This is a genomic window from Thermonema lapsum, from assembly GCF_011761635.1.
GTDB classification, from domain to species: Bacteria; Bacteroidota; Bacteroidia; order Cytophagales; family Thermonemataceae; genus Thermonema; species Thermonema lapsum.
In genome coordinates this window covers 238245-252075 of record NZ_JAASRN010000002.1, presented here as the reverse complement: position 1 = coordinate 252075, position 13831 = coordinate 238245, and the positions used below count along the sequence as shown (strand labels likewise).

The window sequence follows — 13831 nt, the reverse complement described above, 5'->3', positions numbered from 1 at the left end:
AGCCATGAATCAAAACACTTCTAAACACAAGGACTACCCACGGCATGCTCATAGAGATGCAAAAGAGCCCTGCCACGAGCACGACCATCATGCCCAGATGGCATCTGATTTCCGGTACCGCTTTGGGATTGCTTTTGATACCTACTCTGCACTTGCTTTGGTTGTTGCCTGTGTTGCTATCATGTTGCATGCTGCCTTTGGGGCTGTGTTAATGTGTGAACGCACCATTATGGTTGCTTTGAATGCTCAATTATTGAAAAAACAAGCAAAATGGCATTGGTCATGAAAACCATACTTCGATATTTGAAAGGTCGCCGTCTGCAGGCTCTGTTCTTGTTTGTTGCCGGTTGGATGGTAGGGTATTGGCTCAGTCGTTCAACCCCTGCTCAGGAGCCTGTTGCCCACGAGGAACACGAACACACGCAGGCACCAATGTGGACCTGTTCTATGCACCCCCAAATACGCCAAAACGAAGCGGGCAAGTGCCCCCTTTGCGGTATGGATTTGGTGCCTGCCCCTGCGCTTGATGATGGTGGGCACGCCTCTGCTTATGCCGTGAAGATGACGCCCACAGCCATGGCATTGGCACAGGTGCAGACTTTCAAGGTGAAAAAAGGGAAGCTGTTCAAGCCATTGCGTCTTAACGGGCAGGTAGCCGTCAATGAGCAGAGCGTGGCGACCCAGCCGGCTCACATACCGGGGCGCGTCGAACGCCTGCTGGTGAACTTTACTGGGCAGTATGTGCAACGTGGACAGGTGATGGCTTATATTTATTCGCCCGAGTTGATAAGTGCCCAAGAAGAGTTGCTGCAGGCAGTGCGCTTGCAGGGCGAAGCCTCGCCGCTGGCACAGGCAGCCAAAGAGAAGTTGCGTAGCTGGAAACTCTCCGACCAGCAAATAGCCCATATTTTGGCAGCGGGCAGCGTGCAAACGGTCTTTCCCGTACTTGCCACTACCACAGGTTATGTGCTACGCAAGCAGGTAAATGTGGGGGATTATGTAAACACCGGACAAAGCCTTTTTGAAATTGCCGACCTCTCTACCGTTTGGATACTGCTGGATGTGTATGAAGAAGACCTTCCATGGATACAGCCCGGCATGCGGCTCAGTTATCATGTACAAGCCTTGCCGGGCAATACCTTCGAAGGTACGGTTGATTACGTGGACCCGGTGGTAGACCCCCAAAGCCGTGTGGCACGCGCCCGTGTGGTGCAAGCCAACCCGGGCGGGCAACTGAAGCCCGGCATGCTGGTGGTGGCAGAGGGGCAAGCCGGGCACAAGCAAGCGCCTCAATCCCTCATCGTGCCCAAAACGGCTGTGATGTGGACCGGCAAGCGCTCTTTGGTGTATGTGATGAGCCGTAGCCAAGAGGCGGTTTATTTCGAAATGCGGGAAGTAGTGTTGGGACTTTCTTTGGGAGATGATTACGAAATAGAAAGCGGCTTGCAAGAAGGCGAAGAGGTGGTCGTTCATGCTACCTTTGCCATCGATGCGGCAGCCCAACTTGCCGGAAAACCCAGTATGATGAATCGCCAAGGAGGCGTGATGCTTAGCCCTCATATGCACCATGGCGGTACCCATGGGGCGACACCTTCCACTACAAGCCAAGCAGTCCCCTCTGCTTTAAGGGAGCCCTTGCGGCAGCTGCTCGATGACTACGACCAATTGAAAAATGCTTTGGTAGAGGATAAACCCGCGGTTGCCCGCAAAGCAGCACAAGGCATGCTGAATCATCTCAAACAAGTGCCTATGGAAACATGGGAGGAAGAGATGCATCGTTTTGGGATGCCACAGGCTGAGCGCATCGGAGAGGCAGCCACCACCATCGCCAAAGCCCAAAATATAGAAGACATGCGCCGGGCTTTCCTGACGCTTTCAGATGCCTTTATTGCTTGGGCAAGCCGTTTGCCCGTAGCCGAAGATACCTTATACCTGCAGTACTGCCCTATGGCAAGCAACAACAAGGGAGGTTATTGGCTTAGCCGTGAAAAAAACATACAAAATCCTTACTTTGGCAGCACTATGTTGCGTTGTGGTTCGGTGAAGCAGACACTTACACCCGCAAAATAAAACCCAAAGCACTTGATAGATGAAAGACTGTTGCAAAGAGTTGTTGCACCACCACAAGCCCCCAAAGGCATGGAAGCACTGGCTCAATCAAATCATTAGCCTCTTGTTGGGGCTGCTGATGCTAAGCATATTTCTTTTTCAAATCTTTAAACCTTAAAAACACAAAAATTATGATGAAAAAAATTGCAGTAGTCCTTGCCGTGGCTTTTGCCATGAGCCTGACTGCCTGCTCTATCGAAAAGCAGGAACAAGAACAATCAAGCGGGCAGACGCCCACGCACAAAAAGCACATGCAGCAAGCTGGGGTGATGTATCAGTGCCCCATGAAGTGCGAAGAAGACAAGATGTACGACGAAGAAGGCGACTGCCCAGTTTGCGGTATGCCTCTGGAGAAAGTAGAGGTAAAAGACTAAGCCCCCAAAACAGCATAGGGCAAGCTCAAGGCGGCAGGAAACATACTTCCCTGCCGCTTCTTGTTTTGAGAAATACATTCAACCCTCATGAACTACCTATTCGGCTTGTTATTGCTCACAGCGCCTGCAGCCTGTCTTGCATGGCAATGCTTTATTTTATTTATGGTATCACAGTCATGACCATCACAGCTATGGCTTACCCCAATCAACCCATTTGCTTGCCCGCTTCCAACTTGCCCCGTCTGCTGGTTGTTGGCGGAGGCTTTGCCGGTATGAACCTCATCAAACATCTGCCCAAAGGGCGCTTTTTAGGGTGGTTTTTATCGAAAAAATACCCTCCATCCATTTGGCTACGCTTTCCAAAAGCCTGCCCTTGTCGTTCAATGACAAGCTTGCAAGCAGGATTTTTTTTTGTTTTATCGCTAAATTAAGCTGTCTATTTCTGTTCGGTTGAACCACAATAAACCCTTAGTCCAATGAAAGAGAGAGACATAGAGCAGCGCTTCATTGACAAACTGCAAGACGAGCTGAAATATACCTACCGCCCTGATATTCGTGACCGTGAAAGTTTAGAGAAGAATTTCAGAGAAAAATTTGAAAAACTAAACAAGGTACAATTGACCGATAAGGAATTTGAAAGGTTGGTAGACGAAATAACCACCTCAGATGTTTTTGCTGCTTCTAAAAGGCTAAGAGAGAAAAACACCTTTTTGCGCGATGACGGAACCTCTCTGCATTATCAGCTGGTGAATTTGAAAGATTGGTGCAAAAACGATTTTGAGCTTGTCAATCAACTGCGGATAAACACCAAAAACAGTCATCACCGCTATGATGTGATATTGCTGATAAATGGCATTCCGGTCGTACAGGTTGAATTAAAAAGCCTTGACGTCAACCCGCGCAAAGCCATGCAACAAATTGTGGACTACAAAAGCGACCCGGGTAATGGCTACACCAATTCATTGCTTTGCTTCGTGCAGTTGTTTATTGTGAGCAACCGCACCAATACCTATTATTTTGCCAACAACAACTCAGAACACTTTAACTTTGATGCAGAAGAACGTTTCCTGCCCATCTATCAATTTGCCGATGAAGCCAATAAAAAAATTACCCACCTCGACGACTTTTCCGAAAAGTTTTTGAGCAAGTGCACATTAGCCGAAATGATAAGCAAATACATGGTGTTGGTTGCCAGCGAAAAAAAGCTCGTGGTGATGCGACCCTACCAGATTTATGCCGTAAAAGCCATTGTAGATTGTATCGAGCAAAATAGGGGCAACGGTTACATATGGCATACCACCGGAAGCGGCAAAACACTCACTTCATTTAAAGCATCTACCTTGCTGAAAGACAACCCAAACATTGAAAAATGTTTGTTTGTGGTTGACCGCAAAGACTTAGACAGACAAACCCGTGAGGAGTTCAACAAGTTTCAGGAAGGTTGTGTGGAAGAAAACACCAACACCGAAACGCTGGTAAGACGAATGCTTTCGGACGATTATGCCAACAAAGTAATCGTTACTACCATTCAAAAATTAGGTTTGGCGCTAAACTCAAGTCCTTCTACAGGCTCAGCACGAAGCAAGAATGACTATAAAGAACGCTTGCAACCGCTTCGCGACAAACGCATCGTTTTCATCTTTGACGAGTGCCACCGTTCGCAGTTTGGCGAAAATCATAAAGCCATCAAAGAATTTTTCCCAAAAGCACAGCTGTTCGGCTTTACCGGCACGCCTATTTTCGAAGAAAATGCCACCTACAAGCAAGTTGACGGCACCGTTGGCTCTTATGTAACCACAAAGGATATTTTTGAAAAACAACTGCACAGCTACACCATCACCAACGCCATCGAAGACGGCAACGTATTGCGCTTTCACATTGAGTATTTCAAGCCTGAAAAAGACGTGCCCATTGGAAGTAGGGAGCACAAAATAGCTGTAGTGAATACCATTTTGAAAAAACACGATGCCGCCACCAGCCAACGGCGCTTTAATGCCATTTTTGCCACTGCTTCCATCAACGATGCCATTGAATATTACGAACTGTTCAAAGACATTCAGGCACGCAAAGCCAAAGAAAATGAAAACTTCATTCCTTTAAACATCGCTTGTGTGTTTTCGCCACCCGCCGATGGCAACAAAGATGTAGCACAACTGCAGGAAGATTTACAGCAAGAAAAAGCCGACAACCAAGTAGAACCCGAAAAGAAGAAAAAGGCTCTGGAAGCCATTATCAGCGATTACAATAAACAGTACGGCACCAACCACAGCATTGCAGAATTTGACTTGTATTATCAGGATGTTCAACAACGCATCAAAGCCCAAAAATTCAGCAATGCCGACTACCCGCACAAGAACAAAATTGATATAGTGATTGTGGTAGATATGCTGCTCACAGGCTTCGACAGCCAATACCTCAACACGCTCTATGTGGACAAAAACCTAAAATACCACGGCTTGATTCAAGCCTTCAGCCGTACCAACCGCGTGTTGAACAGCAGCAAACCTCACGGAAACATTTTAGACTTTAGGCAACAACAGAACGAAGTAGAAAAAGCCATTGTCCTTTTTAGCGGAGAAAACGACGAGCGTTCTAAGGAAATCTGGCTGGTTGAACCCGCCCCCAAAGTGATTGAAAAATACCGGGAGGCTGTAAAAGCAATGAAAGAATGGATGGCAGCACAAGATATGGTAGCCGAACCACAAGAGGTGTACAACATCAGAGGCGATGCCGCCCGTGCCGAATTCATCAATCGCTTTAAAGAAGTGCAAAGGCTAAAAACAAAACTTGACCAATACACCGACTTGACCTACGAACAAAAAGCCGAAATTGAGCAATTGTTGCCCGAAGAGCAATTGCGTGCCTTCCGCAGCTCGTATCTGGAAATTGCCAAGCAACTTCGCGACATTCAGCAAAAAGAAGGCAACCAAGCCCCCGAGAACATTCAGCAATTAGACTTCGAATTTGTGCTGTTCGCCTCTGCGCTGGTAGACTACGACTACATCATGAAACTCATTGCCAAATACACGCAAGGCACAGCCAAGAAGCAGCAAATGACCCGTGAACAACTCATTAGTTTGTTGAGCAGCAGCGCCAACCTGATGGAAGAACGCGACGATATGATTGACTACATCAACAGTCTGGAAGTAGGCAAGCCGCTCGATGAACAACAAATAAGAGAAGGCTATCAAAGATTTAAAGAAGAAAAAACAGCCAAGCAATTAGCCGAAATAGCGCACAAACATGGTTTGGAGCTTGCCACTTTGCAGCAATTTACCGACAGCATCCTTGACCGCATGATTCTTGATGGCGGTGCACTCACCAAACTCTTTGAACCCTTAGACCTTGACTGGCGAGAACTCTCTAAAAGAGAATCCGCCTTGATGCAAGATTTGATTCCTTGGTTGAAAAAGAAAGCCGAAGGTCGGGAAATTAGTGGATTGAGAGCCTATGAGCAAAGCCGATGAAGGGCGGTTGGATGTACATATTACAATGTGCCGATGGAAGCTACTATACCGGTAGCACCACCAACCTTGAACGGCGCTTGGCACAACATCAGGCAGGCGAGGGTGCCAACCACACCAAAAAACGCTTGCCCGTGAAGCTGGTTTATTGTGAATACTTCGACCGGATACAAGATGCCTTTTACAGAGAAAAGCAAGTGCAGGGCTGGAGCAGAAAAAAGAAAGAAGCCCTCATAAGAGGCGACTATGAATTGTTAAAACAGCTTTCGAGGAGTTATACCAAGCCGCTGCCTGAGCCGTTTCCTGAGCCCTCGCCGCTGCCTGAGCCTGTCGAAGGCAGCGGCAAAGGAAACAGCAGCGGCAAAGGAAACGGCAGCGGCAGTAGCAATATACCGGTGGCTTCGACAAGCTCAGCCACCGGTGAAACGACAAGCTCAGCCACCGGGAAAACGATAAACTCAGCCACCGGTGAAAATAATCCGCTGCCTGAGCCCTCGCCGCTGCCTGAGCCTGTCGAAGGCAGCGGCAAAGGAAACGGCAGCGGCAAAGGAAACGGCAGCGGCGAAGGAAACAGCAGCGACAACACCAGCAACAGTAAGAACAAAAAACCCAAAAACCCATGAGTAAGAACAACCAAAATAAACTAGTACCCCGCCTCCGCTTCCCCGAATTTCAAAATGCAGGGGAGTGGGAGGTGAAGAGGTTGGGGGAGGTAATAGAAGAAAGAAACGAAAGAACAACTATAAAAAATCAATATCCTCTTCTTACATCCAGCAAAAAAGGAATTTTCCTTCAAGAAGAGTATTTTGACAAACAAATTGCAAGTCTTAGTAACATTGGTTATAAAATAATTTTCAGGAATGATTTTACTTATCGTTCAATGAGTGATTCTGGTGATTTTACATTTAATATTCAGAGTATATTAGAAAAAGGAATTGTTTCTCCTGCATATCCTGTCTTTTATATTTCAGAAAAAAATACAAATCGACTATTCTTGTATTATTATCTTAACTTTTCCAGAGTAGTAAAAAATCAAATTTTTAAATTAACACAAGGCGGAACAAGGCTTGCTCTTCCTATAAAAGCACTTAAAAAAATAATTGTGCAGTTCCCCTCCCTCCCCGAACAACAAAAAATCGCTGCTTGCCTCTCGTCTTTAGATGAAGTGATAGCAGGCGAGCGGGAAAAGTTAGCCCTGCTGCAACAACACAAAAAAGGACTGCTGCAACAGCTCTTCCCACAAGAGGGCGAAACCGTGCCCCGCCTCCGCTTCCCGGAATTCCAAAATGCAGGAGAGTGGGAGGTGAAGAGGTTGGGGGAGGTTTATGAATTTAAACCAACAAATTCCTTCTCCAGAGATTGTCTAAATTATGAAAATGGTTTAGTAAAGAACATTCATTATGGAGATATTCATACGAAGTTTGATACCCTTTTTGACATTTCAAAAGAAAAAGTTCCTTTTATAAACCCATATTTACCGATTGAAAAAATTAAAGAAGAAAGTTATTGTAAAGAAGGAGATATAATTTTTGCAGATGCATCAGAAGACTTAAATGATGTTGGCAAAAGCATTGAAATCATAAATTTGAATAATGAAAAAGTCGTTTCAGGCTTACATACATTACTTGCTCGACAAAAAGAAAATCTTTTAGTCATTGGTTTTGGTGGTTATCTCTTTAAATCAGAATGGGTTAGAAAACAAATTCAAAAAGAGGCACAAGGTGCAAAAGTGTTTGGAATATCAGCAACAAGAATTTCAAATGTTAAAATCAAATTCCCAAAAAACAAATCCGAACAACAAAAAATCGCCGCTTGCCTCTCGTCCTTAGACGACCTCATCGCTGCCCAAACGGAAAAAATTGAATTGCTGGAGCAGCACAAAAAGGGGCTGTTGCAGGGGCTGTTTCCAGTGGGGAATGGATAATTGAGAATTGATAATGGAGAATGGAAAATGGAAAATGGAGAATGGAGAATGGAGAATGGAGAATGGAGAATGGAGAATGGAAAATGGAAAATGGAGAATGGATAATGGAGAATTTGTAATTTGTAATGGAAAATTTCAAATTGAAAATTGAAATGGAAAGGGTAAGGGAAAATATTGTAATGAATAAATCTTACGCTTTTGCGTTGAGGGTAATCAATTTGTATAAATACTTAACGTCTGAAAAGAAGGAGTTTGTTTTAAGTAAGCAGCTTCTACGAAGTGGCACTGCCATCGGTGCTTTAATCAAAGAAAGTGAACACGCCCAATCAAAAGCCGATTTTATCAGTAAAATGAACATAGCTTTGAAAGAAGCGAATGAAACTGCTTATTGGCTTCACCTACTAAAAGATAGTGATTTTATCAGTGAAAAAGAATTTGAATCCATCTATTCCGATTCCGAAGAATTGCTAAAGCTGTTGGTTAGTATTGTGAAGTCATCAAAAAAGAACTTAAAAAAATGAAAAAATAATTCTCAACTCTCAATTCTCAATTCTCAATTTTCAATTTTCAATTCTCAATTTTCAATTTTCAATTCTCAATTCTCAATTCTCAACTCTCAACTAAAACATGGAAAAAATGAATACCACCAAAAACAACCCTCAACCCTCAACCCTCAATTCTCAATTTTCAACTTTCAATTCTCAATTAAACTTAGGCAAAACCCTTTGGAAAATTGCAGACGAACTGCGAGGGTCAATGAATGCAGACGATTTTCGCGATTACATGCTTTCGTTTTTGTTTCTGCGCTACCTGAGCGACAACTACGAAGCAGCTGCCAAAGAATTACTAAAAAACGAATACCCCACCCTTCACGGCAATGGGGGCAAAACACCTCTGTCCATTTGGTACGAACAAAACCCCGACTATGTGGAAGAATTTGAAAAACTCATGCGCAGAAAAATACATTATGTCATCAAGCCCCAATACCTGTGGACCCACATTGTCTATTTGGCTAAAACACAAAGCAACGAGCTGCTCAGCACCTTGCAAGAAGGTTTTAAATACATTGAAAACGAATCGTTCGAAAACACCTTTCAAGGCTTGTTTTCAGAAATCAACCTCGATTCTGAAAAATTAGGAAAGAGCTATACCGAGCGAAACAAAAAACTTTGCAACATCATACAAAAAATTGCTGAGGGGCTGGCGCAATTTTCAACAGATACCGACATCCTCGGCGATGCATACGAATACCTTATCGGTCAATTTGCAGCAGGCTCGGGCAAAAAAGCAGGTGAGTTTTATACCCCGCAGCAGGTTTCTACCATCCTCTCAGAAATTGTAACGCTCGACAGCCAAGACCCAAGTAAGGGCAAAAAGAAAAAGATAGAACGCGTGTTAGATTTTGCCTGCGGTTCGGGCTCGTTGTTGTTGAATGTGCGTAAAAAAATGATAGACTCGGGCGGAACCATCGGCAAGCTCTACGGACAAGAAAAAAACATTACCACCTACAACCTATGCCGCATGAACATGCTGTTGCACGGCGTGAAAGACACCGAGTTCGAAATCTACCATGGCGATACGCTGCTCAATGATTGGGACTTGTTAAGGGAAGAAAACCCCGCCAAAAAAATAGAATTCGATGCCGTAGTAGCCAACCCGCCCTTTAGCTATCGCTGGGAGCCCACCGAAGCCATGGCAGAAGACTTCCGTTTTAAAGACTATGGGCTTGCGCCCAAGTCGGCTGCCGACTTTGCCTTTCTGTTACACGGTTTTCACTTCTTAAGCAAAGAGGGCACCATGGCGATTATCTTACCGCACGGTGTGTTGTTTCGAGGCGGTGCAGAAGAAAAAATAAGAAAAAAACTGTTAGAAGATGGCCACATCGACACCGTCATAGGTCTGCCTGCCAACCTGTTTTATTCTACCGGCATCCCGGTTTGCATACTGGTACTCAAAAAATGCAAAAAGTTTGACGATGTGCTGTTCATCAATGCAGCCGAGCACTACGAAAAAGGCAAGCGGCAAAATACCTTGCTGCCCGAACACATCGAAAAAATTGTTTCTACTTACCAATACCGCAAAGAAGAAGAGCGCTACTCGCGTAGGGTAAGCATGGATGAAATCATCGCCAACGAATACAACCTGAACATTTCGCGCTATGTAAGCACAGCAGTAGCCGAAGAACCCATCGATTTGCTACAAGTGCATGAAAAGATGGTAGAAATAGAGCGGAAAATAAAAGAAGCAAAAGACAAGCACAACGAATACCTCAAAGAATTGGGCTTGCCGCCTTTGATGTAGTGCCCATGGGTTTCTATGGCGGGACAGCGCAGCCAACCGAAGCCCAAAGCTGCCCCGCCATATCCCCAACAAAAGAGCGAAAAACAAAGCGGAGAAAAAGACCGCAAGGGCAAAACAAAAAGCCATCCCCCCGCAGAGACGAAGCAGCAAGGCGAGAGAAGCGCTCTTTTGGCTTGCCTCAACCAGAAACTAAAAGTCTGCACGCCGCCGGGCAGCATTCACGCGCAAACCCACCGATACAAAAGAAGTATGGCTGCGTGTGCCTGTCTCTTGGCTGAACTGTCGCCACAAATACGACGCCTCTAAAAACACATTTTGGTAGGGCTGATAACTGGCACGCAGCTCTGCCAAAGTGGTAGTGCTGCGCACACCCTGCGCCAAACGGTTGCCATATTCTTGCATGCGGGTGCGGTTGTCCAGTAAAATATTACCGCCCCAGTTTTCACCCCTGCGGTCTTCGCCCTTCACTATATAAAACACCTGCCCTTCGAAGCGCCAGCGAGGCAAAGGCTGATAACGCAGCGCACCTAAGAGCTCATAAAAATTAGCACCCGCAGGGTGTGCCAATGGTTGACGGTAGTGGGTGTATGCCTTGGTGAGAGCGTCTTGGGTGTAAGTATAGGGGCGCACCATATTTGCTTCGGCTTGCAGGTCCAGATTGTCAATACCTAAAACATCGACATAATGCAGCCCCAGCTGCACCGCCTGCTTATTGCCCCACCAGCCCTTGCCGCTGCGTATTTCCGACACCACCAGCTCATCGATGACCACCTGACCATAGAGCGCCAGCCGAGGCAGCGCCATCCAACGGAAGTCCCCCCCTAAAATTGCATTGTCGGGGCTACCTACATGCTGTTCTACACTGCGGTAAAAGATGATGGGGTTGAGGTAGTGCAGCTCGAAGCCCCCTTGCCGCCCAAAAACTACACTTTCAAACAACCCTACTTCTAAGCGCGGGTTTAGGTGGGTGCTCAAACGATGAAAAGCAAAATACTTTTTAGGGCGTAGCCCGTCGGCTTCCGACACGTCGGCAACCATTTCAGCAAACAAGTTTTGATATTGCAGCTTCCACACGCGCGTGGTGAGTTTCAAAAAAGTGTAGGGGGCAGAAAAATCCGACAATATCAACGAGCGCTTGCCGTAGCCAATAAAATTGCGGTCGTGCCCAAATTGTAGCTCTACCGAAGGCAGCAGGCGAAAAACAACATAGCCGCGCGCCGTCAAGAAATCGTAGGTAGTAGGCGAGGGGCGGTCGCCGTCTTTAAAATAGCCCTCATGGGGCAGTGCCCGGTAGCGGTCCACATATTCTTGCACATACAGGGGGTAGCGCGCTTGGGTGTCGGTCAGGTAGGTGAAGAAACTGAGGCGCCGGTCTATAGTGCCGCGCAAGCGCACCCCACGCGTATTTTGGTATGTCCACGTTTCAAGGCGGCTGTCTTTGCCTACCTGTAAATCCAATACCGGATTGACGACCACACAGAAGCTGGGCACACGTGCGCTGTAGAGCGCCGCCGGTTGACGATAGAACTGCCCCCAAAAGCCTTGTTCGGTCTTTCTTTCGTAAAGCTGGGCGAGGCTGTCGCTTTGCTCCCAGTTGTCTTTTTGCAGATAATGACGATTGAAGCGGTCGGCAGCCGAAGTAAAGCGGCTGCTGTCTTGCAGTAGGTTGAGTATTGCCTGCCTGCTTGCCGGTAGTTGGCTGTAGTGCCAAAGCGTATCCCAGTGCTTGCCTTTCAGCTCATAGCGGCGCAGCAGGTGGGTATAGTCCTCGTCTAAGTCATACAAAGGCGCTTGGGCATAGCCTGCCCATAAGATGCTGAACAGTAGGTGGTTTGTCAATAAGATGTAGAAAAAACGTCTCATGATTTTACGAATTACAAGCCTCAGCAAAAAAGAAAGATAACAAAGAGGTGAGCATCTCGCAAAAAACATGAAAATACTTTTATATTTGAGAGACTATCTTTACCTTTGACACGTTAAAATAAGGCATTTTAAATCATGCCGCCAAAAACAAATGCAGGGCATGGGGCGAAAAGTTGTCATGTTGGTTGTGAGTTTGCTTTTGAGCTTGGTGCCTATTGCCCAAACTCACGCACACGTTTTTGATTTCGACCTACCTGCCCTTGCCGAGGCATTCATTGGTGAGTCTTTTCATCATGCTGACATTTTGCCTCATGCGTCCCGAGGCGAGCTTGTAGCACTTATAGGTAGCAAGGACAGCACCACCGGCGAAGAAAAAGAGAAAGAAGAAGAGGAAAAGTACCGCGGAATCGCTGAAGCACACCCTGCTTTTTCTACCTTCAGAAAACTGCCGGTAGAGAATAAGGTCGATGAAAACTCCCTTACAAGCAAGCCATGTCATCGGGCTTTTCTCCGTCTCTACCTATGGTATGCCTTTAGCGAAGCCCCTTAGTAGCTTTCCCACCCCCTTTATCATTCGGCTGGCACAGGCTGTAACTGCTTTTTCCAAAAAAGCAAGTGCATCAGTTTGTTTTGTCGTTCTTTATCCTTTGTACTTTAAAAAAATCATTTCCCATCATGAAAAATAGAAAATGGACTTATTGGGTATTGATAGCACTCTTATTTAACCTCGCTGCTTGTGAAAAGCACAAAAAACACCACGGGGAGGTGGTGCAGTTGCCAGTTACTTCTCCTCTGCGCAAAGACACTTCCATCGTTCGGGAGTATGTTTGCCAAATACACGCCATACAACACATCGAAGTGCGAGCGCTCGAAGAGGGCTACCTGCAAAATATATATGTAGACGAAGGGATGCCGGTGAAAAAAGGGCAATTGCTCTTTCAGATTCTGCCGATAGTCTATCAGGCAGAACTCCAAAAGGCACAAGCCGAAGTGTATTATGCCCAAGTAGAATATGACAATGCGAAGGCGCTTGCCGACAGCAACATCATTTCGCCGGCACAGCTGGCACTGGTGTATGCCAAGTTAAAGAAAGCCCAAGCCGAGCTGGCACTGGCGCAATCGCATCTTTCTTTCACCAAAATCACAGCACCTTTCGATGGTTTGGTCGGGCGCTTTCATGTGCGTTTGGGCTCGCTGCTCGAAGAAGGCGAACTGCTGACCACCCTCTCGGATGTAAGCCAATTGTGGGTGTATTTCAACATGCCAGAACCTGAATATCTCGATTACATGCAAGGAGCGAATAATGCCAATACGCGGGAGGTGCAGTTGCGCATGGCTAATGGGCAAATTTTTGACCAAAAAGGAAAGATAACAGCCATAGAATCTGAGTTCGACAATAAAACCGGTACGGTGGCTTTCCGTGCTACCTTTCCCAACCCCAAAAACTTGCTGCGTCATGGCGAAACTGGCAACATTCTGATAACTATTCCTTTGCGGGGAGTACATCTCATCCCTCAAAAATGTACCTTCGAAGTGATGGATAAAAAATATGTGTATCTGGTAGAAAAAGACGGCACTTTGAAAGCACACCCTGTAAAAGTAGTGGCTGAGTTTCCGCATCTGTATGCCGTAGAAGGCGTGAGCGAAAAAGACCGCCTACTGTTCGATGGATTGAACAAGGTGCGTGAAGGCGAAAAAATCAAGGCGGCATATCTTCCGCCAGCAGAAGCATGGAAACAGTTGGAGTTGTATGCCGAATAGGCTCGATGGTGTAAGCTTTCAAAACAAGAAAAAAG

13 protein-coding genes are annotated in these 13831 nt (G+C 46.1%); 12 read left to right on the top strand and 1 reads right to left on the bottom strand.

Features of this window, described 5'->3' with window-relative positions:
* Positions 1-4: 4 nt before the first annotated feature.
* The 10 genes from FHS56_RS06415 to FHS56_RS06370 all read left to right on the top strand — a co-directional run bounded on the left by FHS56_RS06415 (position 5) and on the right by FHS56_RS06370 (position 10172).
* Complete coding sequence (locus tag FHS56_RS06415; protein WP_166919074.1) at positions 5-286, top strand: hypothetical protein; 282 nt, start codon at positions 5-7, stop codon at positions 284-286.
* On the top strand, positions 283-2070 hold the full coding sequence (locus FHS56_RS06410; RefSeq protein ID WP_166919073.1) for an efflux RND transporter periplasmic adaptor subunit: 1788 nt from the start codon (positions 283-285) through the stop codon (positions 2068-2070). Before FHS56_RS06415 ends, FHS56_RS06410 begins: the two co-directional genes overlap by 4 nt.
* 19 nt (positions 2071-2089) lie before the next feature.
* Positions 2090-2227 carry a hypothetical protein gene (locus tag FHS56_RS06405; RefSeq protein ID WP_166919072.1) on the top strand — a complete coding sequence of 46 codons (138 nt, stop codon included), beginning with the start codon at positions 2090-2092 and terminating at the stop codon, positions 2225-2227.
* Positions 2228-2240: 13 nt separating this feature from the next.
* The gene (locus FHS56_RS06400) at positions 2241-2483 is read left to right on the top strand and encodes a heavy metal-binding domain-containing protein (RefSeq protein WP_166919071.1); all 243 of its coding nucleotides are present in this window, start codon (positions 2241-2243) and stop codon (positions 2481-2483) included.
* Positions 2484-2623: 140 nt separating this feature from the next.
* Positions 2624-2914, top strand: coding sequence for a hypothetical protein (locus FHS56_RS06395; RefSeq protein WP_166919070.1), 291 nt, complete (start codon positions 2624-2626; stop codon positions 2912-2914).
* A 45-nt stretch (positions 2915-2959) separates the two neighbouring features.
* Positions 2960-5950 (top strand): type I restriction endonuclease subunit R, encoded by a 2991-nt coding sequence (locus FHS56_RS06390; RefSeq protein WP_166919069.1) that lies wholly within the window; start codon positions 2960-2962, stop codon positions 5948-5950.
* An 11-nt stretch (positions 5951-5961) separates the two neighbouring features.
* Positions 5962-6570 carry a GIY-YIG nuclease family protein gene (locus FHS56_RS06385; RefSeq protein ID WP_243844173.1) on the top strand — a complete coding sequence of 203 codons (609 nt, stop codon included), beginning with the start codon at positions 5962-5964 and terminating at the stop codon, positions 6568-6570.
* On the top strand, positions 6567-7871 hold the full coding sequence (locus FHS56_RS06380) for a restriction endonuclease subunit S (RefSeq protein ID WP_166919067.1): 1305 nt from the start codon (positions 6567-6569) through the stop codon (positions 7869-7871). Before FHS56_RS06385 ends, FHS56_RS06380 begins: the two co-directional genes overlap by 4 nt.
* Before the next feature lie 125 nt (positions 7872-7996).
* A complete protein-coding gene (locus FHS56_RS06375; protein ID WP_243844172.1) occupies positions 7997-8392 on the top strand; it encodes a four helix bundle protein in 396 nt (131 codons plus the stop codon).
* 115 nt (positions 8393-8507) lie between these two features.
* Positions 8508-10172 carry a type I restriction-modification system subunit M gene (locus tag FHS56_RS06370; protein ID WP_166919066.1) on the top strand — a complete coding sequence of 555 codons (1665 nt, stop codon included), beginning with the start codon at positions 8508-8510 and terminating at the stop codon, positions 10170-10172.
* A 189-nt stretch (positions 10173-10361) separates the two neighbouring features.
* Here the strand turns inward: FHS56_RS06370 and FHS56_RS06365 are convergent, their stop codons facing one another.
* The gene (locus tag FHS56_RS06365) at positions 10362-12035 is read right to left on the bottom strand and encodes a capsule assembly Wzi family protein (RefSeq protein ID WP_166919065.1); all 1674 of its coding nucleotides are present in this window, start codon (positions 12033-12035) and stop codon (positions 10362-10364) included.
* Between the two features lie 160 nt (positions 12036-12195).
* On the opposite strand from FHS56_RS06365, the gene FHS56_RS06360 reads away from it, so the two are divergent.
* Positions 12196-12585, top strand: a complete 390-nt coding sequence (locus tag FHS56_RS06360; RefSeq protein ID WP_166919064.1) for a hypothetical protein — start codon at positions 12196-12198, stop codon at positions 12583-12585.
* Positions 12586-12710: 125 nt separating this feature from the next.
* Positions 12711-13796 (top strand): efflux RND transporter periplasmic adaptor subunit, encoded by a 1086-nt coding sequence (locus FHS56_RS06355; RefSeq protein WP_166919063.1) that lies wholly within the window; start codon positions 12711-12713, stop codon positions 13794-13796.
* The last annotated feature ends 35 nt before the right edge of the window (positions 13797-13831 follow it).